Below are 23564 nucleotides of genomic sequence, written 5' to 3' on the forward strand. Positions count from 1 at the left end.
CCCCTTTGGGAACTATTCTATTAGTGGCAGTATAGCACACATTATTAGGAATGTGAACCCTATTTTTTTCTGTATAAGCGATAAGCCGTACAGGGATATTGAAAGAGGTATGTAAATGAAAAAATGGCTACTTGCCGCTGCTTATGTTTCGCTGCTTTGCATCACGTTTATCTACAGATATGATTGGCTCGCCTGGGCGGACAAGCAAACCTCCTTTCCAGTTCTGCTACTGCTCGCATTTTTATTCGCGTTAATACCGTTTGTGCCTTACAAGCTGATTATCGCTTCTATTGCTTATGCCGCAGGTCCTTGGCAAGGTGCTCTGATTTGCTGGCTAGGCACTACCATGGCTGCACTGGTCGTTTTCATTGCAGTACGTACCCTGTTTCGTGACAAAGGACGAGCCTATTTGAAGCGGGTTCCTGCATTGGAGCGCTTCAATCGGGTCATGGAAAGGGAGCCTTTTGCTGCTGTTCTGCTGGCTCGCCTGATTCCGGTCATCCCCCAGGCAGCGGTAAATGTATACGCTGGAGTAGCGGGGTTTCCGTTCTGGAGCTTTATCCTAGGTACAGCTATTGGCAAGCTTCCCGCAATTGCGGTGTATGCTTATGCTGGCGGCAGCTTTGCAGAACACCCAATCACTGGTTTGCTCATTTTGGTGCTATATACTGCATTGGTGGGCGGCGGCTTTATACTCTACCGAAAAAGGCTTCAACGCATCAATAGAATTTAATGCGACAGTTTGCTACCGTTTCTGTAGGATGTTTCATGGCGATTTTGAGGACAGAGCCAGTTACACTGCCGTTTGGTTTCTGACGTTTCGTTGGATTTTGCAAAAATCTCGTATATAATTTAATTGTAAGCTATTTAAATAACAACTAATTAAACATTCTCAGATTGGAGTGACAAATATGAGCACCAACAATCCACACACGGTAGAAAAAGCAACTTTTGCAGGTGGCTGCTTCTGGTGCATGGTTTCCCCTTTTGAGGAATTACCCGGTATTTTTAAGGTTAGATCTGGTTACACAGGGGGACATACCGAAAATCCTACCTATGAAGAGGTATGCTCTGAAACAACGGGGCATGTGGAAGCCGTACAGATTACATTCGATCCACAAGTTTTCCCGTATGAAAAACTGTTGGAGCTATTCTGGCAGCAGATTGATCCGACGGATGAAGGTGGACAGTTTCACGATAGAGGTTCATCTTACCAAACGGTTATTTTCTATCATAATGAAGAGCAGCGAATCAAGGCAGAAGCTTCTAAAAAAGCTTTGGCTCAAAGTGGCCGCTTCGACAAGCCCATTGCTACACCGATCCTGCCTGCGACCACTTTTTATGAAGCAGAAGAATATCATCAGGACTACCATAAGAAAAACCCCGCTCATTACAAACGCTACCGCAAAGGTTCGGGACGTGAAGATTTTATCGAACAAAATTGGTCTGGCAAGATTGATAAATCCGATCTTAAAGATCGGCTGACGCCTATTCAATACGAAGTAACACAAAAAAACGCGACCGAGCGTCCTTTTCAAAATGAGTTTTGGGATCATGAGGGTGAAGGCATTTACGTAGATATCGTATCAGGAGAGCCCTTGTTCAGTTCATTGGACAAATATGATGCAGGTTGCGGTTGGCCCAGCTTTACCCGTCCGCTGCGCAGCTATAATGTCAAAGAAAAAACCGATCTCAGCCATTTTATGATCCGTACCGAGGTGCGAAGTCGCGAAGCTGACTCCCATTTAGGGCATGTATTCGATGATGGTCCAGGTCCAGATGGTCTGCGTTATTGCATCAATTCCGCCGCGCTCCGCTTCGTGCCTCAAGAAGACTTGGAACGTGAAGGATACGGAGCATATAAGTCATTATTTGAACAGTAAGTATCCATAAAATCATTGGAGCTGGCCCGCGATCTATCTTTAATAGATGATCACGGGTCAGCCCTTTTTTGGGATATGGCAGCAGCACATCATTACGAAAGCTAGCAATTAACTCATTACCCATCCTAGCCAAATTGCTAGCGGTACTAGCAATAGCTGAGCTAATAAAGTACCTGCCAAACGCGACATGATCATCCAGCCGTACATACTGTTCATCCGAGTTAAGGGTAGCTCCCCTCGTAGCGTTTTCTCCGACAGGACCGCCAATCTTGGATCAATTAACAAGGTCAATAATACCGTTGCAACGCCATTGATTAGACCTGACGACATTGACATTGCTGTACCTTGAGCAGGCCACAGGAATGATGCATATAAAGCAGATACTACTCCTGTTGTATAAATCGAAGTGACAGCTATATTCAGAATAATTAGACGCTTGGGTATCGCTCCGCTAATCAGTGAAGTAAGCATGGACCAGGTGGGACGTTTTATGTAGTAGCCTGCATGTTTCCAGCGACTTCGCAGCATTAAATGACGCACCAAAGCCGGAATAGATCCGGTATGCTCCAAATGCACAATCCATCTGGCTGACATGCGTACCACTGTTGGATACAGTAATATAGCAAGTATGGTTCCAACGGTTGCTGCCAGCAGTACCCCATGCATATATAGTTCCAGTCTAATATCCGTTCCGCCCACTTGTGCTGCAGCTTTAGCCTGATCGACCATACCTCCGAGTAAAGGCCCCTGCGCCATGTTAGAGGTGCGTGAAACCAACAGCAGCATTCCCGCAACGGTTAACGCTAATCCAATCCGACGCGCTCGCAAACCACCAAGCCGCAGAGCATAGGACAAGCTATCTGTAGGATGAATGATGATAGTCAGCAAAAAAACAAAACCCCAGGCAAGCAAATGCTTCACTCCTTTTTCTGGTATTCTGCACACCATTATACGCTTTTTCTCAAGATACATTTTACAATATATTCATTTCTTTGATTTCCGTTTGTTTAATCCTACAACGGGTAATACATAATACATCATCTGCTATAAGGAGTGTGCAACTATGCCTTGGAACAAACATGATTACCCTCCATCCATGAAAAACCTGGAACCTCGTGTGCGAGAAAAAGCCGTTGATATTGCTAACGCTCTACTCCGTGACGGCTATGAAGAAGGTCGCTCGATTGCGATTGCCACTTCCCAAGCCGAGGAATGGAACGATAATCATCCAGCCGAGCAAGATGAGAAACAGTAGAAAAAATATAAAACGGACGCATTCAGTCTACTTTAAAACCTTCCTGATAGAAGCTGAATACAGCGAAAGGGTGTTACGTAAGAAGATTTCTCTCCTAACGTAACACCCTTTCCTTATTGACGAAGGCTGTGGACGACCGGCACTGTTTTGGCAACCACCTTTTTAGCGGGTATAGCCGCTGGCAGTACCTTTTTCACAGGTCGGTGCAGTTGGAACGTGGTCGTCCATGTAATTATTTTTCCGGCAAGCCACACAGCCAGTATTGTAAACATTGTTTCCTTCATAGGCAGATACAATAGTGATAATCCCAGTACGATGATGTCACTGACAATAAACACGTTGCCGATTTTCCACCCGCGCCACTCACTGATCAGCAGAGATAAGATATCATCGCCCCCGGTTGCTCCACCGAATCGCAGTACGATTCCGGCTCCCAAACCTGTAAGCACCCCACAAAGTAGAGCAGCTATCAGCAGATTTCCATGTAGATCTATAACCAGAGTCGAATACTTCTCAAATCCTGCATAAAACAGTGAAAAAGCGACGGCTCCGATTAACGCAAGCAGCATAAATCTTTTGCCCTTCAGTACCCATGCCAGCAATATGACGGGAATATCAAGCAGCAACATACTCCATGCTGGAGATATACCAAACGCGTAATGTCCCAGCAGGGCCAAGCCTGCAAATCCGCCTTCTGACAAATGATTTTGGGCATTAATGTGATAGTACGTAAAAGCTAAAATGCATGTTCCGAGCAACATGACAGCAATCTGTCTCAATGCTCCATTGTTCACGATAGATTCGTAAGTTTTCCTCATACAGGCTCCCTCGGTTTCTCGTAAGTTTGATGTGGATGAACCCACTCTTACGGAAACTACCAGGTAAGATGTGCCTGGAGGACTTGGTCCTTCGCATGTACAATCCCCTCTTCCGCAGAGTTGGCTTTCGCAACTTGACGTTACTCCGCGGAAAAGCTAAGTATAAGACAGATCAAATCGTTTCCAAATCGTCCTTTGGGGAAGTATCCTTCGGGGACACATGGTATCCTGATCCTTTCTTTTGTGGAATAAAACTCCGACATTTCTGTGGTACATATAATTCTATAATTTATTATACCACACCTTGTCACCTGCTAAACAGCTTGCTTTTTTGCTGCACCATATTTTATTTTATGTGTGAGCATGCTTTATTGTATGTGTGAATTAACGCATTATACCGAAGGTTTGGCGAATGTACATTTAATATAACCCAAATCGTATTTTATTTTTGTTTAGATTATTATCCACTTAATTTGGCGGTTCTACGCTGATTGGCCATAAACACTCCTCCAAGTATAAGGACCAGCCCGGTTAGAACGTTCCAGCCGATATGTTCATTCAAGAGCAAAAAGCCCCATACAATGGCACTTACTGGTACAAAATACGTCACCGAAGAAGCAAATTCCGCACTCCCCCGCAAAATCATGTAGTTGAACAAAATATATGCTACTCCTGATCCCAAAACTCCCAGTCCTATAAGAGAACCCAATACACCTGAATCAGAAACAATCGACAAATCAGGTCTCTCCACCATTGCCATCATAATGCCACCCCCTACCGCCGCACCAAGCAGTGTCGCAAAGGTAGCCTGATACATGGAAAGATTGGAAAGAAAACGTTTGGAGAGCTGTGTTCCAAATCCGTAGCAAAGAGTCGCAAGCAGCATACACCCAAAACCCACAGGATCAACAGAAATAATAGATGCAGGATTAATACCCAATAAAATAATAATTCCTACAAAAGCGAGACCCATTCCTAGCCACTGCATTCGATGAAAAATAGCTCCGAAAAAAACAAGCCCCACCAACATGGTCCATATGGGCGTGGTAGCATTCAATACAGAAGCCATGCTGCTAGCTATTCTGGTCTCGCTAAAACCGATCAATGTCCATGGCAAGACCATGTTGACCGAAGCTACCAGAGTAACCGATTTCCACGGAATGCTTTTGATTTTAAACGGCCTGCGCATAAGTATCATTAACAAGACAATAAAAATAAGCCCAAAGCTGGACCTGAGAAATACAATAGTCCACGGCCCTACCTGATGTAGCAACAACACCTTGATAAACATAAACGAACCGCCCCAAATGAGGCTCAACAGTAATAAAGCTGCATATAACGAACGTGACAATATGTATACCTTCTTTCTCCACTTTCTTAAGTTAAATAGTAAAGGCTGACCGCAGTCAGAACGATCTCCCCTTTTATGTAAGTTTTTATCCATTAGCTTAACATAAACTCTGTTTGACTGTCATTGGCGATAAACGTAAGATTCTTTACATAATGGCACATGGGTATCGCTCCCCATCACTTTTCCAATAATTGATGATTGCTTTAACCATGGAAAAATTCCTATGATGAGGTATAAATAGAACATACGTTCTATATACTGATTATATATTGTATTCTTACTCGGAGTAAAGGAGATTTTTATGCCAAGCCAAAAGATACTGAACCACAAGAGCAAAGCTCCTTTACCTTCTGAAGAAGACACAGGGCTGGTCAAGATGTGTGTACTTTTAACTCTTGTTCTGGATGTGCTGGAACGAGACATTCATATTATAAATACCTCTCCTCTAAAAATGCCCGATTTGTATGTTCGTAGCCTGACTGGAGTACAACAGCGCGTAGCTGTTCAATTAGCAGAGACAAAAGCGCGAATGAAAACACTAGGAATTAAAATTTACAGCGAAATCCGAAATCATGAAGGCGTAGAGGTTTTGTATGTATGCCGTGGCTATCAAAGGCGATTTTTCATGCTTTCGTCCTTTGCTCGCAGCGAGGTCCGGCGGAAACTGGGACACTATCTAGGAATTGATCCGACGCAAGATTAAGCCTCCTTGTAATCTGGTGATTCAAGAATGGATAAGTCACCAGATCATGGATAAACTCAGTCCATTGGGCACACATTATGCCTATCTCATCCAAAAGGAGGTGCTCTCTTGGCTGGACATGACGCAGCTTCCGTTGAATTAAACAGAAATGTTTGAGCAGTTATCCATCAATCTGAATCTGATTCGCAAACAAATTGTCACCCCGTCACTGGTTGTACGCTCTTTATGTGGGATCTAAAACCCGAACTAAAATCGTTATTGTCTATGTTCAAGACTTGGCTAATCCTGAGCTGGTGAAAGCAGTGAAAACGAGAATTAAAGCAATCTCCTCCGATATGGCGCTCCCTCCCGTTTTTATTCAAGAATTTAAGGAGGAAAATCCTTATTCTCTTCCCTCAATAGCTCAGACGGAACGACCGGATCGTGTGACCGCCAATCTAATGGAGGGACGGATTGCGATTTTGGCTGATGGTAGCCCAACTACTCTAATAGCTCCCGTGCTATTTTGCCATTAGAGCTGGCGCATATCATCAAATAATAACTAGGAATTGGTTCTACGCCCAATAATTCTACTTATTTCCCGCTAATTGTGTTCCCTTTTTCCGCTGCTAATTCTATCCTATCTCTTCAAAAAAAAGGAGGGACCTGAAACATAAAAAAGAGCAGAGCGCTTGGAATGCTGGCTCTACTCATGTTTATAACAGGCTGCTGGGATCAGGACAATTTGAAGGATGCCCGATTGGCAAATGCATCGGCTTATGATCTCACTCCTGAAGGCGTGTTGTCGCAAACGCTAGAGACTGTAGATGATCCTCAAAGCAATCAGGAAAATGGATGTGATGCCTTTGGCGTAGACAGACAGTTGATCGCTCATCATCCAGTAGTATGGAAAAGTGTAGATTGGAATGAAGAATACCCCAATGTTCGTTTTCATCCGCAGGTCACTGTAGACATTGTTGGGAACGGCATTTTAAACTAAACCGTTCCTGTCGTTTAGTTTTTGGGTTGATCAGATATTATTTCTGGATAAGTAACTTCGTCAGATTGGTTTTTTGGAGTCTCACTCTGGCTTTCCGATTCAGAAGGAGTCTCCTGTTCATTTTCAACAGAAGGTTGCGAAGTATCTGTTGATGGCACATCATTGTTCTCATCAGGCATATCTACCTCTGTGTCTGCGTCAGGAACAGCAGGATCCGTTTCCTCTGGTGGAATTTTCTCTTGATCTATTGCAGGGACCTCAACCTCTGGGACTGCTTTTTCCTTGATATCTGGTTTGGATGGGACCACTGGTCTAGCAGAACGCGGAATCTGTTCTCTTCCAACCTCGGTAGGCACATATTTTTGATTAAACCAGTCAGTCACGAGTTGACCCGATTGACGGGAATAACGCCCTGGTAGCTTACCTGTAAGGCTAGAAACCGTAACTCTTACAACACCTTCCGGCTGTATAAAGTGCTTATTCTTAAAAAGCTCAGGCTGGTCCTTGACCGCCTCATTCATGATCAGTGCCCACACTGACTGTGCTCTGGAATGACCTTCTTGAGATAATGTATTAACCTGTTGGCGGTAACCAGCCCAGACGCCTAGTGTAACGTCAGGTGTGTACCCCATAAACCACACATCACCAAAGTTTTGTGTCGTACCGGTTTTACCGGCGATATCAATGTCACCGTAGCTTTTAAAAGTATTTTGCAGACGTTTGCCAGTTCCCCTCGGATCTGATATAACCGTTTTGAGCATATCCGTCATCAAAAATGCGGTTTGCTGCGAATATACACGTCTCGTCTGCGGTTTAAATTCATATACGATCTTCCCGTTGGCATCCGTAATTTTGCTGATCAGATGAGGTGCATTATATACACCCATATTGGGAATCGTTCCATATGCTGCGGTCAGTTCCTCGACGGATACCCCTTTACTTAGTCCACCCAAAACCCCTGTCTGAGCATGTTCATCCTGCGGCTGAATCGTCGTAATTCCAAGAGAACGCACAAAATTCCAAGCGTTAGAAATTTTAACTTCATATAGGAACAGCCTCAGCGCAGGGATGTTGATTGACCGATTGAGTGCTTCACGGGCTGTCATAAGCCCCTCGTACCGTCTGTTATAATTTTTAGGAATATGATAACCTTTACGTCCGTCTTTCAGTATGATTTGTGAATCATCAATAAGACCGGCTGGCTGAGTGTAGCCCTTTTCCAAAGCAGGTAAATAAGCAGCAATAGGCTTCATGGCAGAACCGGGCTGACGTGTCATTTGAGTTGCATAGTTCATTTGCTCGGTATTAAAATCTCTGCCCTCGATCATACCAAGTATGGCCCCTGTTTTATGATCAATCATGATTGCTGCAATCTGCTCTAATCCCTTCTTCTTACTGTATGGAGAAAAGTTTTGTGGATTGGCTGCAATCTGCCGCATATTATTATAAATTTTCTTATTTATCGTTGTATAAATTCGATATCCGGACCTTTGCAACTCTTCTCGCGTATTTTGAAGAAGCTCGGCATGCTCAGGCTTGGAAATTTCGGCTGGCGTGATATCCGGATTTTGCTGGAGCGCTAACAATTGGGCGGCTTCCCGCTCTGTCTCCAGCATCAAATAAGGGAATGTGTTATAACTTTTTTCGCGATGTGGCGCAAGAGTGGCTTTCACATCAAATTGAAGCGCCTCATTATATTCGGATAGCGTAAGTTTACCTGTTGCCAGCATTCTTCCCAACACGACACGCTGACGCTCCATCGCTTTATTGAAGCCTTCTTCATCAAAGTTCCCTTTACCATCAAAAGCGGAATAAACAGATGGCAGTTGCGGGAGACCTGCCAAATAAGCCGCCTGAGCAATATGAAGCTTATGTAGATCACTTACATTGAAAATTCCTAACGAAGCAGACTTGATTCCATATAAATTGTAACCAGCGGAACCATTACCAAAAGGCATTTTGTTTAAGTAAGCCGTTAATATTTTATCCTTGCCCATAAACCGTTCCATACGCAATGCTAGCAGCATTTCCTTCACCTTGCGGCTGTCCGTCTTATCCAGACTGAGAAAAACCCTTCGGGCTACCTGCTGCGTCAGTGTGCTGCCGCCTGTTTGGCGGTTTTCATTCAAAAGCTTCTGCTTAACGGCACGAGCTGTTCCCTTTAAATCCACACCACGGTGCTCATAAAATTGGCTGTCTTCCGTTGAAATGAGGGCGTCCACAATCGACTGAGGGACATCCTTCAGATCAACGAGCTGTCGATCCTCCTCCATGCGCATTCTTCCAACCGGAGTTACCTGATCATTAAAAAATACAAAGCTGGTCAGAGCGTTCTCATTTACCTTTTCATATATCAACTGACGTGATCGTACAGGTTCATCATGAACCAGTGCCGCTACATAGCCGGATATAAGACCTCCAGCAAATAGCACTCCAAGTACACCCGCAAACGAGAACCACTTGATATTAATTAGCAAAACTCTGCCAAAAATACGCCACCTACTGCGTTTTTGAGATGATGGTCGACGTTTTGGGTTCATAAAAATGGTTTTCTCCCCTCAATATTCATTCATTTCCAACTTGTTTTTGCTCAAGATATTATGATACGCCATGTTAGGTTTTACGTAAACTCTAACGTTCCAAAAAATACATTTGTATTAGGAACACTTGTTCCGTATATAATACTACTATAAGAGTATACATTCAAGAATATTTTGGTAGGATGATCAACACCTATCAGGAGAGGAGGTCGAATTTTTGAAGGAACGCAGAAATAGAACCATATTCTTATCGGACTGCCAAAGTTTTTATACCAGCATCGAAAAAGCAGATGATCCCAAATACCACCATAAGCCACTCGTTGTGGCCGGTGACCCTGCACTTCGTTCAGGCATTATTTTAGCTGCATGTCCGCTGGCCAAAAAATACGGTATATCTACAGCAGAACGTCTGGGAGAAGCGGTGAAAAAATGTCCTGACCTTATCATTGTACGCCCGCGTATGCAGCATTATATCGATGTCTCATTAAAAATAACAGAAATCTATAATGAATATACAGATTTGGTTGAGGTTTTCAGTATTGATGAACAGTTTCTGGATATGAGCGGAAGCCTCTCTCTGTTCGGAGATCCGGTGAGTATTGCAAGTGAAATTCAGCAAAAGGTACTGGCACAAACAGGAGTATGGATTCGAATTGGCATCAGCTCCAACAAAATGCTGGCTAAAACCGCGACAGATATATGGGCTAAAAAAAATGACAGTGGCATTTTCTTGTTGCCTACATCCGATATTGCAGCGTTGCTGTGGCCTCAGCCAGTACGTCTTATGTTCGGCATTGGTTCGCGTATGGAACGGCATTTGGAGAAGCTTGGACTACACACCATTGGAGATATCGCACGTACCCCCTTACCCCGGCTACAGGACAGATTCCGGTCTCATTTCGGCAAGCAGTCCGATATTCAGGCAGAGGTGATATGGCGGACTGCTAACGGGATCGATCACAGCCCGGTCAAGCCGGAAACATTTAATACACCTCCCAAATCCATCGGTCATATGATGACTCTTCCCCGCGACTATCTCCAGCCTGCGGAAGTGGAAACCATCCTGCTTGAACTAACAGAAGAGGTGTGTCGGGACGCCCGCCGCAAAGGATATATGGGCTCAGTTGTGACTGTTCATTGTATATGCAGTCCCTACGAGGCACCAACTGGGTTCTCCCGACAAATGAAGATACCCGATCCTACAAACCATACCCAAAAAGTATATGAAACCGTTAAAAAAATCTTTTATACTTTTTGGAATCATATGCCCGTGAAGCGCGCAGGGGTTACTTTAAGCGGATTGGTGGATGATCAACTATATCAGTTGGATTTATTTGAGGATCAGGAGCGATCCCGTGCTTTGGAAAAGGTGACGGACACTTTAAAGGATCGGTATGGTCAGTCCATCATCATGCGAGCATCATCGTTAACAGATGCCGGGCAGGCCATGGAACGCTCTATCAAAATTGGCGGTCATTACAAATAAAAAGTCTCATGATAAGTGCACACTAGCTATTGCCCGGGGAATGAACTAAAACAAACCAAAAAGGATCGCCTGATATCAGGCAATCCTTTTTTTATCTGTGCTTCACAAAAAAACATGGAGAACGCTTTGAAGCACCTCTTCAAATAGCAATCAACGGAACATTCCCCACAGCTTGATTAGATGAAATGTATTGGACGGATCAATTTTTTGTGCCAATACGAAGGCGGTCAATTGCTCCTCCTGCGCAGCCGTCAAACGCTCGTTTAAAATAGCAGAAGTGGACTTCACAAGATGACGCACCTTAGCTTTATTTTGCAGGTCCGCTTTAGTCACACCTTCAATCTGCTGCTTAACCCGCTCCTTGAGCGCACGATTCTTCATTTTCAACTTAATCCGCTCCACCAGTTGCGGACTGATTCCATATTGCTGATAGCTCAATGTTGCCACACCTCCCATATCATTCGGTCATTCCCAAATATATGACGGCCAGCCTGTCCATTGTGCCTATCTGTTTAAAACGTTTAAAACAATCTCATAATTCATGGTGGATTAGTCGATGAGATCCCCCTGAAAAATCTGCTCTTTTTGCAAATAACCGCGCAATGCTTCATACTGCGGAGATGTCCAAAAGGACGCATCCTTGATCAGATCAGTTGCATCCTCACGCGCCTTTTCCAGCACCTCAAAATCCGCTACCATATCTGCTAAACGAAACTCGGGTAGCCCACTCTGCTTGGTACCAAAAAAGTCACCCGGCCCCCTCAAATCCAGATCGCGTCTAGCCACCTCAAAACCATCGTCCGTATCAGTCATAACCTTCATCCGCTCCTGACCAACCTCCGACTTAGGGTCAGCGATCAGTACGCAATACGAGGCATGTGCACCCCGTCCGACTCGTCCACGTAATTGATGTAACTGGGACAGTCCAAAACGATCCGCATCCATAATGATCATTAGTGTCGCATTGGGAACGTCTACCCCTACCTCCACAACCGTCGTTGAAACGAGCAACTGAATTTCATTCGCATAGAAAGAACGCATAACTTCTTCCTTTTCTGCGGGAGTCATTCGTCCATGTAATAGCCCAACGCGGTAATGTGGAAAAGCCTGCTGCATTTGAATATGCAAATCGATGGCATTCTGTACGTCTAGCTTCTCCGACTCTTCAATCAACGGACAAATCAGATAAGCCTGCCGTCCCTGGTCTACCTCGCGGGAAATAAAACCAAGTACCCGATCCATCAGTTCGTGCTTCACCCAATAGGTGGAAATTGGAATACGCCCCTTCGGCCGCTCTGACAACGTAGAAACATCCATATCGCCAAACGCAGTGATGGCCAGCGTACGAGGGATCGGTGTGGCCGTCATCGTCAGCACATCGGGATTATAGCCTTTGCGACGCAGTACACTTCGCTGGTTCACTCCGAATCTATGCTGCTCATCCGTTACAACAAGCCCAAGCTGACGAAAATATACATCCTCCTGAATGAGAGCATGGGTGCCTACTACAATGTCCAGCAGACCCATTTGGAGAGCAGCTAGCAGTTCCTTACGCTTCTTCCCGGTTGTACTCCCAGTCAGTAGACCAACGCTGATTCCAAAGGGCTCAAACAGCTTGTGAAGCGATCGCATGTGCTGCTCGGCCAATATTTCGGTTGGCACCATCAGCGCTCCCTGAAAACCGGAACGTACTGTGGCAAATAAACCGATGGCAGCAACAACTGTTTTACCTGACCCAACATCCCCCTGAAGCAGACGGTTCATACAATAAGGTGAGCGTAGATCGTGCAGTATTTCAAGCTCTACCTTCTTCTGTGCATCCGTTAATTCAAAAGGCAAAGCCCTTACAAATTCACGAATCGTGGCGTTATCCACCGTATGTACCACCCCGTCCGCACGACCGCGATTTAACGCCCGGAATGCCTGCATTTTCAGCTGAAATAAAAACAGTTCCTCATACACCATCCGCCGACGAGCCTCTTGCCCCTCGCGGTTGTCCTGAGGCTGGTGTATACCCGCAATAGCCTGCTTGCGCGGCATCATACTATATTTGCGTACAAGCAACTCAGGCAATATTTCGGGGATCATTTCACCAAACTGCTGGAGCGTCTGGTTCATTATTTTTCGCATCCAGCTTTGGGTGATCTTGCCGCCTATAGAGTACACCGGTTGAAGTGTCCCCGAGCGGGCTACCCCTTTATCAGGAAACTCAGAATCTGCAACAGTCATCTGCATACGTTTGAGGTCCCATTTACCAGTCACCACAATTTCACGACCTGAGGTTAGCTGCTCCTTCATGAAATGCCGATTAAACCACGTTGCGGTAAACATCCAATCCTCGGCCATCAATTTACAAGTCAACCTTGATTTGCGCCCGTAACGCTGAAGCACCGGAATGCCCATAATTTTGGCTTGTACCGTAATCTTATCTCCGTCCTTCACTTCGCTTAGCGAGCGCAGTCGGTAATCTTCATACCGAAACGGATAATATTCCAGCATATCCTGTATGTTAAAAATGCCAAAAGCGTGAAGCTCTCCCTCTTTGAGAGCACTCACGCCATGTATTTGTTTTAAAGGTATTTGATCCAATTGCAGCATATTACCTCTCATCTCCGGCCGGCCACACAAAAATGCCAATCGTCCCTGGCCCTACGTGGGTCCCAATCACAGCGCCAAGTTCAGTATATATTCGATCTCCTAGCTCAAAATGCTCTGCCAGCTGAGCCACGAACGCTTCTGCCACTGAGCGATCTGCCGTATGGCCCACAGCAATATTAATTTTTTGGCCTTTTAAGTCCCGCTCCAGTAGTTCAATAATTCTCGCTGTCGCTTTTTTATGCCCTCTCGCCTTATCAACTGAATAAATAATGCCTTCTTTGTCAATCGAAAGTATCGGCTTAATGTTAAGCAACGTGCCCACCATTGCCGCTGCCTTACCAATACGTCCGCCTTTTTGTAAGTATTGCAGGGTATCCACCAGGAAATACAAACAACGGCGCTCTCCACGACGTTCCACAGCCCGAACAATATCAGCCGGGGAGTGCCCGGCTGCCGCCAGCTCTGCCGCATAAACCACTAGCATACCGTATCCGTATGAAGCTGATTTGGAATCCACCACAGTCACTCTATGTTCATGCTTCTCCAGCATGGATTTGCCCAGCAGAGCAGACTGATACGTTCCGCTCACACCCGAGGATAAATGGATAGAGATAATCTGGCTCTCAGGGTATTGCTCCAATAGTGTCGTGTATGTCTCCAAAAAACGGGCTGGTGAAGGCTGTGAAGTCGTAGGCAGCTCATCAGCCCGTACCAGTTCGCTGTAAAACTGCGCCGCTGACATCTCAATGCCGTCCAGGTAAGTTGTGCTGCCGAACATCACTGTCAGTGGTACAACGACTATACCGAGACGGTCTGCTAATTCCGGTGGAATATCAGCCGTGCTATCCGTCAAAATGATGGTACTACTCATCAGTCAGACCTCCTTTTGTAGTGGACTTCCATGGACGCGCAAAAGCACATCAGGTTTCCACTGAGAACAAATAAGGATAAATCGGCTGACCACCTTCATGAACTTCCACTTCAGCATCCGCATAATTTTCTTCAATCCATGCAACAAGCTGATCTGTGTCTTGTTGATTCGCGTCCGAACCTGTAAGAATCGTAACAATTTCATCGCCATTCACCAGCATTTTCGCTAGCAAAAGACGGGACGTTGCCATTAAGTGTTCCTCGGTCGCAACAATCTTGGAATCCTGAATACCGATGTAGTGCCCTGCTGTAATATGCAGATCATCAAGCGTCGTATCCCGTACCGCGTAGGTCACTTGCCCAGACTTCACCCGGGTGACTGCGTCACGCATATTGTCCTGATTTACCTCAAAAGCCTCTTCCTCCTGGAAGGCAAATGCTGCCACAATGCCCTGAGGAATTGTTTTGCTCGGAATAACCGACACCAAACGTTCCATCTCTAGCAGTTCACGTGCTTGTTCTGCCGCCAAAATAATATTGGAATTATTCGGAAGAATAAAAATATGTTGAGCCGCAATCGAGCGGGCCGCATTAACGAAGTCCTCTGTGCTCGGATTCATTGTTTGGCCGCCAGCAAGGACAACATCGACGCCTAAACTTCTGAAAATATCAGCAATTCCTTCACCGGAAGCCACAGCTATAAAACCAAAGGATGCCAGTTCATGAGCGGGAGGCTCAGACGGCTCTTCCTCACGTACAGGCTCTGTTGGTATTTCAGCAAACCACTCAGGCTCAGGAGCAACATCCATACCCGCAGACAACAAATCACGATGCTGCTCGCGCATATTTAAAATACGAATCTGTGTAATTTCTCCGTAACGCAGTGCCAAATTCAGTACTTCACCAGGAGCCTTAGAATGCACGTGAACCTTGATGACGTCATCGTCTGAAATCACGATAATAGAATCACCATCTACAGATAACGCTTTCCGGAAGGCTTCCTCATCAAAATAGGTACCTTGCGCATCGCCCAGTTGTCGATTAATAAAAAACTCCATATCATACAAAAATTCAATATTATCCGTTTCGAGCTTCGCTTGCGCAGAAATCGGCGCATCTGGGGAAGGAACAACTGCAGAAGCAGTAGGTCTCTCCGATACGTGAGGAGCAAAAACCTGGCGTGCATTATCACTTTTTGCAATTGGAGACGTCACCAAGCCGCTTCCAAGATGCTGCATAAAGCCTTCATAAATATACACAAGACCTTGCCCACCCGAATCTACAACTCCTACTTGCTTCAGTACAGGGAGCATGTCCTGCGTCATGGCAAGCGTTTCCTTCGCTTTGGCAAGCACTTCTTCCATCAGTTCCGTGATATCGTTCGTCCGGCGCGAGAAAAACACAGCATGCCTGGCCGCTTCCTTCGCCACGGTAAGAATTGTACCCTCCACCGGCTTAACCACCGCCTTGTAGGCCGCATCCACCCCGCTCTGCAATGCCGATGCGAACTGAAGGGTATTCAATTCCTCGTATGGGGCAGCGTAACGGCTGAAGCCACGAAACAACTGAGACAGGATAACCCCTGAATTGCCGCGGGCTCCCATCAGCAAACCTTTGGATAATATGCCGGACATGACACCGATGGAGGAAGAATCCCCCCTCTTTAATTCCGTTACGCCCGCGCTCATCGTCAAATTCATGTTGGTTCCCGTATCACCGTCTGGCACCGGGAATACATTTAGTGAATTGACATGTTCCGCATGCTGCTGTAATTGTTCCGCCCCGGCTAAAACCATTGCGGTAAAATCTGTTCCATTCAAAGAACGATTACTCAAGAGAATTCCCCTTCCTAGCTTAATACACTTGTTTTACTATCAACCTTCACCACACCTTATTCAACTGTGCCTACAGGTTCAATTAAATTATACTAAAGCCAGACGACGAATACGAATGTCACACTTTCATAAGCTCTTGTACTCACGTCTGGTCGTTCTTCTACAGGTCATATACAATGAAAAACCAGTCAACTGCCCCACAATAAATCATCGGCTGGAATGATAACTATAGTCCCGCCTCTGAACCGCCGGCATGACTGGAATAAGAATTCACATTCCATTTAAATACAAAATAATCGCAACAATAACTATCCCATATTGTACTATAATGCGAAAGAGAAATAAATAAAGTTTTTGAATCAGTTGACGGAGCTTTTTTGACTATGATATTATATTTAAGTATTGTTTTGTTCAGGTTAGTGACTTACAAAGTCCGGCTGACCCAGTCGGCCTGAAGAGAGACCCGTTCCATATGGAATTTGGTTATTTTCAGAATAGGAGGTGGAATCATGTCTCGTAAATGTTCTGTAACAGGCAAAAAGCCTGGCAGCGGTAACCACGTATCTCACGCTAACAACCGTAATCGCCGTACTTGGGGCGTCAACGTACAAAAAGTTCGCATTCTCGTTAACGGTAAACCGAAACGCGTTTATGTCAGCACTCGTGCATTGAAAGCCGGTAAAGTGACTCGCGTGTAGTCGTAAAAAAATATCGTTATAAACAAAAGGCACCTCGTTTTAAACGGGTGCTTTTTTGGTTATTCGAAAAGTAATATCCGCCTAGTTCAGGAGAACAAAATGTCAGGCACCTTCCCGTGCGTTCTTATCTTTTACTACCGAGCTACCTATCTGTTATGCCCGGGAAGCGTGCCCTGTGTACCTCTAGCTTTCATCCTACATCCTGTGTTTACATTACGTTGAATTCAGTTTTTCTGGAATGTATTCAAAATGGCTTTAACGAATCCACCCAGAAATTTTGGCAGCTTGATTGTGTAAAACTTCATGCCTCACCCTCCCCATCATCCTCCTGCATCCGTTCTCTGTAGTTTATGCAACCTGTCAAGGGTTGTTACCCCACAAAAAAAGGCTACATGAGAATCCCGCTCATGTAACCATATTTATGCACAACCATCCCAGGCTATACCATCAGACAAGTCCGCGAACATAGAGATATGCTGAGAGTATGAAAATAAACAGGATATAATAAAGTACGCTGCACACCACAAAACCTATTCGTAAACCACGCCGTTCATTTTTACGAAAATAAAACAGCACAACTAGAACAGCCAAAAGTGAAAGAACGGCATTCCAAGGAGCCTTCACAAGCGAGAAACAGCTAAGGGTCAACCCCGTCGCCATGCTCGCGACAGTCATCCACAATGCTTCGGTCAGCTTCACTTGGACAAACGAGCTGCACTGTCCCGAATCGTAGCAATAGCCGCTGCGCGGTCTGCTCTGCCGAATACCGCACTACCAGCCACCAGCACGTTAGCCCCCGCTTCAAATACGGCTGGTGCCGTCTCCTCCGCAATACCTCCGTCTACCTCGATATGTACGTCTGGACGACCCAATTCGTTCAACCAAGCACGGATTTGTCTGATTTTATTCAACGTCTCTGGAATGAAGGACTGTCCTCCAAAGCCAGGATTGACCGTCATCACTAGAATCATATCTACATTTGGCAGCACTTCCTTGATCGCGTATGGTGAAGTACCCGGATTGAGAGCCACTCCAGCCAGAGCGCCTTGCTGCTTGATCAAGTGAAGGACACCATGCAAATGAACACACGCCTCAGCATGAACAGTGATGATATCGGCTCCTGCTTTTACGAAATCGCCAATATAACGTTCAGGATGCTCAATCATCAGATGAACATCCAAGGGAAGAGTCGTATGCGGACGAATAGCCTGAACGATAGGTGGCCCCAATGTAATATTGGATACAAAATGCCCATCCATTACATCCACATGAATCCAGTCTGCCCCTCCTGCCGCAGCTTCCGCAACTTCACTGCCCAAGCGAGCAAAATCAGCGGATAAAATCGACGGTGCTATTTTTAACATAAACTTAGTACCTCCGTTTTTTTTCTTTTAATTCCTGATAGAACTGCAAATAGCTATCATACCGTCCCTGTGAAATATGTCCTTCTTCCAGGGCCTCTCTTACTTTACAGCCAGGCTCGTGAATATGGGTACACCCCCGAAATTTACATCCTTCCGCATACTGCTGGAATTCACGAAAACAGGGAGATAGTTCATCCACACCCAGCTCCAGAAAATCCAACTGGCTAAACCCCGGCGTATCTGCTACAAACCCTCCGTTGTCTAAAGGAATAAGCTCTACATGACGAGTCGTATGTCTTCCTCGGCCCAGCTTATTGCTTATGGCGCTCGTCTCGAGCGTTAACCCAGGCTCCAAAGCATTAAGCATGGAAGACTTCCCTACACCTGACTGCCCGGAAAACACGCTGATTTGACCAGCCAACAGCTTCTTAAGCTCAACCGTTCCTTCTCCGGTACGGGCACTGGTTACCAGCACTTCATAACCGATCTTCCGGTACATTTCCTGAACGGTCAGCACGGTGTCATCCTCTGAAGGGCTGCCTTCATACAAATCGCGCTTAGTCAGACAGATAATCGTATCCAGCCCGGCGTGCTCAATATGGACTAAAAATTTATCCAGTAAAGGCAGGTTTAAATCCGGCTCACGTAAGGAAAACAGCAGCACAGCAAGCGTGGTATTAGCTACCGGAGGACGAATCAGCTCCGTTGTACGCTTTCTAATCTCCTTGACCATACCTTCCCCGTTCTCAGTCAGTTCGTAAACGACCCGATCACCGACAAGAGGCGTGATCTCTTTTTTCTTAAAAATGCCGCGTGCTCTGCATTGTACCGTAGCTTCGCCAGATACCGGACGCCCATCCTGATCCAGGCTGGAGACATAATAATATCCGCTAAGCGCCTTGACGATCAGACCTTCAGGCATGTGTAAGATGTCCTCCTTCATAATGTTTAAGTTTTATTGCGTATAGCAGGTTAAGCATCTCCTATTGCACGTTTACTGATGCTGAACAGCCTCAATCACTTTTTCCTTCTTTTTGTGGGAAGCGTGACCTTGGTTGTTTTTATGGCTAACTGCCAACTCACTGCGCGTAGCCCCCGTGGAATTCGTTCCAGGAACAAAGGCGGAAGGGTCACCATTACCTCCTGTGCCCTCCTGATTGTTCGAGTCGCCTCCACCGTCACCACTATCATTAGAAGATCCCCCGTTATCACCTTCCTCGCCGTTTCCACTTCCATTTTGCGAGGAATTACCATCAGGTGTATCCGTTGGTGAAGTTCCAGCAGGTGGGGCAATTTGAGGCATCGTCACTGTTCCATTTTTCGCATCAATATAAGAGACCGGATACGTATCAATAAAGTCACCATCTCTAAATACTGAGACAACACTGTCTTTGTTCGGAGCCATTAGCAGGTTGATAGTGAACACCTGTGTCGTATTAATTGTACGGCTTCCCCATTCCTGATTTTCTCCACGTGCATCCGTATAAGTAATACGAATTTTGCTGTTTTTACCCTCTTCCTTCGGTGCAACAGGCACATTAAATGGCAGCGTAATCGCTTCTGGCGGGTAACCAGTGCTTACATAAAACGTAATTTCCGTATTTGGTGGCAACTCACTGCCTGCCTCGGACGGCCATTGTTTGGTTACTCTTCCTTTTTCCTGCTCATAGCTAAATTCTTCTTTAATCGAGCCAACCTTCAGCCCTGCCTTTTTGACCTCATTTTCCGCTTGGTTCTGCGTTTTCCCTACGAGACTTGGCATTTTTACAGTGTCAGCGCCCTTGCTGACTGTGAGCACAACTTGGACTGAATCCTTATCAAATGGCTCATTTGCAGCTGGAGTCTGACTAAGGACGGTCCCAACGGCCTGATCACTGAACTGCTCATTTTGCTGAATCTGCGTCTCCTTAATTTGCTGGGCGGTCAGCAGCTTAACAGCATTCTCGTAGCTTTGGCCTTTTACATCCGGCATTGGGGTGAGCGGCTTGGCAATCCCGACTTTCAGACTAATCTTGGTTCCTTCCTTGACTAAAGAATCTGCAGGATAGCTTTGATAAAATACAATTCCAGGCGCGATCCCCTCTTTGTATTCATGCTGGATTGGCTCCTCAATGAGTAAACCCGCTTTACTGAGATTAACCTTCGCTTGGTCTTCTGTTTGTGTCAATACACCTGGTACTTTTACCTCAGGCACGACAAGTACACTTTGCACATAGTACACCACTCCGCCCATGCACAGAAGTAACACCAACACTAGTGTTACCCACAAGATCGCTTTTTTTCTATTTTTCTTGGACGATTGCTTGCTCGGAAGCTGTTCAGACTCACGCGGTTGGGCAGGTACATCTTCCCCGCTAGAAGACATCCCTAATTGTTGAGGCTTAATAGCCGGAATAACCCGTGTTTGATCCTCATCATCCAAATGTGTAAACTCCAGCTTGGATTCATTACGCCGTCCCGGCAGCAAACAGGTTTCCAAATCTTTTAGCATTTCATCTGCCGATTGATAACGCTCTTCTGGATTTTTGCGCATGGATTTTAGAATGACATTTTCCACACTTTGCGGAATCAACGGATTAATTTTACGCGGTTCCTCAAACTCCTCTTGCAAATGCTTGAGCGCTACACTAATTGGACTTTCTCCGAGGAAAGGGAGCTGCGCCGTCAGCATTTGATATAAGACAATACCTAAAGAATATAAGTCCGATTTTTCGCCGGTGACGACACCCTTTGCATGCTCAGGTGAAAAATAATGAACAGAACCTACAACAGAACCCGTCTGGGTAATGGTCGTTGACGTAACAGCTCTAGCAATCCCAAAATCGGTTACCTTAACCCGTCCATTACGTCCAATTAATATATTATGAGGCTTGATGTCTCGGTGAATGATCTGATTTTGGTGAGCATGCTCCAGCGCATCACAAATCTGGGAAGCAATCCGTACTGCTTCATCCACTTGCAATGGCGCACGTTCTTTAATAATCTCATTCAAATTTTTACCTTCGATGCACTCCATTACAATATAATGGATTTCATCCTCTTGGCCGACATCATAAATACTGACCACATTCGAATGCGAAAGCGAAGCCGCAGACTGCGCCTCACGCCGAAACCGGCGAATAAATTCCTCGTCATGAACAAATTGCTGGCGCAACACTTTAACTGCGACATTGCGATTCAGCAAAATGTCTTGAGCCTTGTACACCAGAGCCATACCGCCGCCACCGATACGCTCAATAATTTCGTATCTTCCCCCTAGCAGGTGCCCGATCATGCGTCACACCCCTTTTCATTCAATGAAACCGTGTCATCGGGCAATTCAAACAAAGCTACAGTAATGTTATCGTCTCCTCCGGCAAGCAACGCCAGATGTAGCAGACGATCCGCACGCTCCTCCAAAGGATTCTCTGCGGCACCTACTACTTTACTGATTTGTTCTTCCGTTACCAGATTGCTTAATCCGTCGCTACACAGTAACAGTACATCGCCTTTTTCCAGCGTAATGGAGTCAATATCCACTTTCACCTCGGAATCAGTGCCCAGCGCCCGTGTCAGTACATTGCGACGAGGATGGTTCTCCCGTTCTTCCTTACTGATCTGACCGTTTTTGAACAGCTCGTTAACCAAAGTATGGTCTTCTGTAAGCTGACGTACCGCTCCTTTGGATATGACATAGGCGCGACTGTCACCGATATGTCCGATAATTCCGGATGCGTCGTATAGTAAAACCGCAACAACTGTCGTTCCCATATTATGATACTTCTCATCGCGTGCAGCCGTCTGGAAGATGACTTCATTGGCATGCAAAATAGCGTCGCTGAGCGCCGCCGTCAAAGAATGTGCGGATAATCCGCTCTCCAGCGTCGCCAAATCAGCGGCAAGTGTCTCTACCGCAAGGCGGCTGGCCGTATCACCGGCCAAATGCCCCCCCATACCATCGGCAACAATCCCAAGAATATAGCCTTGCTCTAAGTGCCTGATCCAGGCAGAATCCTCATTCACCGAACGTACACGTCCGACATGGCTGACATGAACTGTTTTGATCAAATGGTTTCACCCCAACTCCATATGCTTTGCACGCAACTGACCGCAGGCAGCGGCAATATCGTGACCCTGTTCACGCCGGATCGTCACATTGACGCCTTTTTCGGCAAGAATACGTTGAAAATTAAAAATATCGCTACGCGATGTGCGCACATACTTGCGCTCAGGCACATGGTTGACTGGAATCAAATTAACGTGACACAGCATGTCCTTTAACACATCCGCTAGCTCTTCAGCATGTTCTGCCTGATCGTTTACCCCACCAATCAGGGCATATTCAAACGAAATTCTCCGCCCCGTCTTAGCAAGATAGTAACGTAGAGAATCCATAACATCCTTAAAGGGATAACGCCGATTTACAGGCATTAGCTTCGACCGAAGTGCATCATTAGGCGCATGAATGGATATTGCCAGATTAATCTGGGTATCCTCGTCGGCAAATTTATAAATATTCGGTACAATACCGCTGGTCGACACTGTGATATGACGTTGACCAATGTTCAGACCTTTTTCATGAACCATTGTACGCAAAAACGTCATGGTCGCTTCATAGTTTTCAAAAGGCTCGCCCGAGCCCATAATCACGATGCTGCTCACTCGTTCATTCGTTTTATCCAAAATTTTCTGAGCCTGTACTACCTGTGCAGTAATTTCACCAGCTGTCAGGTTCCGTTTGAGGCCTCCAAGCGTCGAAGCGCAGAAAGTACAACCAATTCGGCAACCCACTTGTGTCGTTACACAAATACTGTTTCCGTAATTGTGTCTCATAATGACCGTTTCAATGGCATGATCATCATGCAAACCGAACAGGAATTTTACTGTACCGTCCTTAGATTCCAACTTTGTAATTTCACTAAGCGTCACAAAACTAAATTGCTCCTCAAGCTTCTCTCTCAGCGCCTTGGGCAAATTCGTCATCTCGCTGAAATCATTGACCCGCTTCACATACAGCCAGTCAAAAATTTGTCCTCCACGAAAAGCAGGCTCGCCATTGTTCTTGGCCCAGTCCTGAAGCTCCTCCAAAGTTAAATCATATATAAAAGGTTTCATCAATGTTTGCACCCGTTCCTTCTTCATTAAGTTCTGTTTGATCGCAGATCGTATTTTTCATTCTTTCTATTTTAGCACAAATCCCTGAGG

22 protein-coding genes are annotated in these 23564 nt (G+C 45.7%); 8 read left to right on the forward strand and 14 right to left on the reverse strand.

Annotated elements, in window-relative coordinates:
• Window positions 1–115: 115 nt before the first annotated feature.
• Together NSS94_RS14985 and msrA are read left to right on the forward strand one after the other, a co-directional pair.
• Window positions 116–733, forward strand: a complete 618-nt coding sequence (locus tag NSS94_RS14985) for a TVP38/TMEM64 family protein (protein ID WP_341039560.1) — start codon at window positions 116–118, stop codon at window positions 731–733.
• Window positions 734–911: 178 nt separating this feature from the next.
• On the forward strand, window positions 912–1883 hold the full coding sequence (msrA, locus tag NSS94_RS14990; protein WP_341039561.1) for a peptide-methionine (S)-S-oxide reductase MsrA: 972 nt from the start codon (window positions 912–914) through the stop codon (window positions 1881–1883).
• Between the two features lie 108 nt (window positions 1884–1991).
• Here msrA and NSS94_RS14995 read toward each other — a convergent pair whose 3' ends face one another.
• Complete coding sequence (locus NSS94_RS14995; protein WP_341039563.1) at window positions 1992–2795, reverse strand: lipid II flippase Amj family protein; 804 nt, start codon at window positions 2793–2795, stop codon at window positions 1992–1994.
• Window positions 2796–2946: 151 nt separating this feature from the next.
• Between NSS94_RS14995 and NSS94_RS15000 the strand changes: the two genes are divergently transcribed.
• A complete protein-coding gene (locus NSS94_RS15000) occupies window positions 2947–3138 on the forward strand; it encodes a hypothetical protein (protein WP_029517218.1) in 192 nt (63 codons plus the stop codon).
• A 113-nt stretch (window positions 3139–3251) separates the two neighbouring features.
• Here the strand turns inward: NSS94_RS15000 and NSS94_RS15005 are convergent, their stop codons facing one another.
• Complete coding sequence (locus tag NSS94_RS15005; RefSeq protein ID WP_029517217.1) at window positions 3252–3956, reverse strand: YitT family protein; 705 nt, start codon at window positions 3954–3956, stop codon at window positions 3252–3254.
• A gap of 460 nt (window positions 3957–4416) precedes the next feature.
• The gene (locus NSS94_RS15010) at window positions 4417–5307 is read right to left on the reverse strand and encodes a DMT family transporter (protein WP_029517216.1); all 891 of its coding nucleotides are present in this window, start codon (window positions 5305–5307) and stop codon (window positions 4417–4419) included.
• Between the two features lie 301 nt (window positions 5308–5608).
• Here NSS94_RS15010 and NSS94_RS15015 point away from each other — a divergent pair, with 301 nt between their 5' ends.
• The 3 genes from NSS94_RS15015 to NSS94_RS15025 all read left to right on the forward strand — a co-directional run bounded on the left by NSS94_RS15015 (window position 5609) and on the right by NSS94_RS15025 (window position 6989).
• Window positions 5609–6010 (forward strand): hypothetical protein, encoded by a 402-nt coding sequence (locus tag NSS94_RS15015; protein WP_069012741.1) that lies wholly within the window; start codon window positions 5609–5611, stop codon window positions 6008–6010.
• 227 nt (window positions 6011–6237) lie between these two features.
• Complete coding sequence (locus NSS94_RS15020) at window positions 6238–6525, forward strand: spore germination protein (protein WP_341039565.1); 288 nt, start codon at window positions 6238–6240, stop codon at window positions 6523–6525.
• 176 nt (window positions 6526–6701) lie between these two features.
• Entirely contained in the window at window positions 6702–6989 is a 288-nt protein-coding gene (locus tag NSS94_RS15025) for a Ger(x)C family spore germination C-terminal domain-containing protein (RefSeq protein ID WP_341039568.1), read from the forward strand.
• Between the two features lie 14 nt (window positions 6990–7003).
• Here NSS94_RS15025 and NSS94_RS15030 read toward each other — a convergent pair whose 3' ends face one another.
• Window positions 7004–9529 carry a transglycosylase domain-containing protein gene (locus NSS94_RS15030; RefSeq protein ID WP_341039570.1) on the reverse strand — a complete coding sequence of 842 codons (2526 nt, stop codon included), beginning with the start codon at window positions 9527–9529 and terminating at the stop codon, window positions 7004–7006.
• A 217-nt stretch (window positions 9530–9746) separates the two neighbouring features.
• Between NSS94_RS15030 and NSS94_RS15035 the strand changes: the two genes are divergently transcribed.
• Window positions 9747–11015 (forward strand): DNA polymerase IV, encoded by a 1269-nt coding sequence (locus tag NSS94_RS15035; RefSeq protein WP_341039572.1) that lies wholly within the window; start codon window positions 9747–9749, stop codon window positions 11013–11015.
• 150 nt (window positions 11016–11165) lie between these two features.
• On the opposite strand, the gene NSS94_RS15040 is transcribed toward NSS94_RS15035, so the two are convergent.
• The 4 genes from NSS94_RS15040 to NSS94_RS15055 all read right to left on the reverse strand — a co-directional run bounded on the left by NSS94_RS15040 (window position 11166) and on the right by NSS94_RS15055 (window position 16318).
• The gene (locus tag NSS94_RS15040) at window positions 11166–11453 is read right to left on the reverse strand and encodes a stage VI sporulation protein F (RefSeq protein WP_013310877.1); all 288 of its coding nucleotides are present in this window, start codon (window positions 11451–11453) and stop codon (window positions 11166–11168) included.
• Window positions 11454–11564: 111 nt separating this feature from the next.
• Entirely contained in the window at window positions 11565–13613 is a 2049-nt protein-coding gene (recG, locus tag NSS94_RS15045) for an ATP-dependent DNA helicase RecG (protein WP_165150238.1), read from the reverse strand.
• Between the two features lies 1 nt (window position 13614).
• Window positions 13615–14484: a DegV family protein gene (locus NSS94_RS15050; RefSeq protein ID WP_069012745.1), complete on the reverse strand. Its 870-nt coding sequence runs from the start codon at window positions 14482–14484 to the stop codon at window positions 13615–13617.
• 49 nt (window positions 14485–14533) lie between these two features.
• Complete coding sequence (locus tag NSS94_RS15055) at window positions 14534–16318, reverse strand: DAK2 domain-containing protein (RefSeq protein ID WP_341039574.1); 1785 nt, start codon at window positions 16316–16318, stop codon at window positions 14534–14536.
• A 509-nt stretch (window positions 16319–16827) separates the two neighbouring features.
• On the opposite strand from NSS94_RS15055, the gene rpmB reads away from it, so the two are divergent.
• Window positions 16828–17016 (forward strand): 50S ribosomal protein L28, encoded by a 189-nt coding sequence (gene rpmB, locus NSS94_RS15060; protein ID WP_013310881.1) that lies wholly within the window; start codon window positions 16828–16830, stop codon window positions 17014–17016.
• A gap of 224 nt (window positions 17017–17240) precedes the next feature.
• On the opposite strand, the gene spoVM is transcribed toward rpmB, so the two are convergent.
• The 6 genes from spoVM to rlmN all read right to left on the reverse strand — a co-directional run bounded on the left by spoVM (window position 17241) and on the right by rlmN (window position 23474).
• Complete coding sequence (gene spoVM / locus NSS94_RS15065) at window positions 17241–17321, reverse strand: stage V sporulation protein SpoVM (protein WP_010345573.1); 81 nt, start codon at window positions 17319–17321, stop codon at window positions 17241–17243.
• 390 nt (window positions 17322–17711) lie between these two features.
• Complete coding sequence (rpe, locus tag NSS94_RS15070; protein WP_029517208.1) at window positions 17712–18380, reverse strand: ribulose-phosphate 3-epimerase; 669 nt, start codon at window positions 18378–18380, stop codon at window positions 17712–17714.
• A 4-nt stretch (window positions 18381–18384) separates the two neighbouring features.
• Complete coding sequence (rsgA, locus tag NSS94_RS15075; protein WP_029517207.1) at window positions 18385–19302, reverse strand: ribosome small subunit-dependent GTPase A; 918 nt, start codon at window positions 19300–19302, stop codon at window positions 18385–18387.
• 72 nt (window positions 19303–19374) lie between these two features.
• Window positions 19375–21654, reverse strand: a complete 2280-nt coding sequence (pknB, locus tag NSS94_RS15080) for a Stk1 family PASTA domain-containing Ser/Thr kinase (RefSeq protein ID WP_069012747.1) — start codon at window positions 21652–21654, stop codon at window positions 19375–19377.
• Window positions 21651–22427: a Stp1/IreP family PP2C-type Ser/Thr phosphatase gene (locus NSS94_RS15085; RefSeq protein ID WP_069012748.1), complete on the reverse strand. Its 777-nt coding sequence runs from the start codon at window positions 22425–22427 to the stop codon at window positions 21651–21653. Before NSS94_RS15085 ends, pknB begins: the two co-directional genes overlap by 4 nt.
• A gap of 6 nt (window positions 22428–22433) precedes the next feature.
• The gene (gene rlmN, locus NSS94_RS15090) at window positions 22434–23474 is read right to left on the reverse strand and encodes a 23S rRNA (adenine(2503)-C(2))-methyltransferase RlmN (protein WP_029517204.1); all 1041 of its coding nucleotides are present in this window, start codon (window positions 23472–23474) and stop codon (window positions 22434–22436) included.
• Window positions 23475–23564: the final 90 nt, after the last annotated feature.

Origin of the sequence: Paenibacillus sp. FSL L8-0644 (assembly GCF_038008165.1) — a bacterium.
GTDB classification, from domain to species: domain Bacteria; phylum Bacillota; class Bacilli; order Paenibacillales; family Paenibacillaceae; genus Paenibacillus; species Paenibacillus polymyxa_D.

What these genes read in the sequence shown, in the direction of transcription:
- spoVM (WP_010345573.1), bottom strand. Translation starts at nt 17,321, where the DNA reads ATGAAGTTTTACACAATCAAGCTGCCAAAATTTCTGGGTGGATTCGTT.
- recG (WP_165150238.1), bottom strand. Translation starts at nt 13,613, where the DNA reads ATGCTGCAATTGGATCAAATACCTTTAAAACAAATACATGGCGTGAGT.
- rlmN (WP_029517204.1), bottom strand. Translation starts at nt 23,474, where the DNA reads ATGAAACCTTTTATATATGATTTAACTTTGGAGGAGCTTCAGGACTGG.
- pknB (WP_069012747.1), bottom strand. Translation starts at nt 21,654, where the DNA reads ATGATCGGGCACCTGCTAGGGGGAAGATACGAAATTATTGAGCGTATC.
- NSS94_RS15000 (WP_029517218.1), top strand. Translation starts at nt 2,947, where the DNA reads ATGCCTTGGAACAAACATGATTACCCTCCATCCATGAAAAACCTGGAA.
- NSS94_RS15015 (WP_069012741.1), top strand. Translation starts at nt 5,609, where the DNA reads ATGCCAAGCCAAAAGATACTGAACCACAAGAGCAAAGCTCCTTTACCT.
- rpe (WP_029517208.1), bottom strand. Translation starts at nt 18,380, where the DNA reads ATGTTAAAAATAGCACCGTCGATTTTATCCGCTGATTTTGCTCGCTTG.
- NSS94_RS14985 (WP_341039560.1), top strand. Translation starts at nt 116, where the DNA reads ATGAAAAAATGGCTACTTGCCGCTGCTTATGTTTCGCTGCTTTGCATC.
- msrA (WP_341039561.1), top strand. Translation starts at nt 912, where the DNA reads ATGAGCACCAACAATCCACACACGGTAGAAAAAGCAACTTTTGCAGGT.
- NSS94_RS15030 (WP_341039570.1), bottom strand. Translation starts at nt 9,529, where the DNA reads ATGAACCCAAAACGTCGACCATCATCTCAAAAACGCAGTAGGTGGCGT.
- NSS94_RS15005 (WP_029517217.1), bottom strand. Translation starts at nt 3,956, where the DNA reads ATGAGGAAAACTTACGAATCTATCGTGAACAATGGAGCATTGAGACAG.
- NSS94_RS15050 (WP_069012745.1), bottom strand. Translation starts at nt 14,484, where the DNA reads ATGAGTAGTACCATCATTTTGACGGATAGCACGGCTGATATTCCACCG.
- rpmB (WP_013310881.1), top strand. Translation starts at nt 16,828, where the DNA reads ATGTCTCGTAAATGTTCTGTAACAGGCAAAAAGCCTGGCAGCGGTAAC.
- rsgA (WP_029517207.1), bottom strand. Translation starts at nt 19,302, where the DNA reads ATGCCTGAAGGTCTGATCGTCAAGGCGCTTAGCGGATATTATTATGTC.
- NSS94_RS15025 (WP_341039568.1), top strand. Translation starts at nt 6,702, where the DNA reads ATGTTTATAACAGGCTGCTGGGATCAGGACAATTTGAAGGATGCCCGA.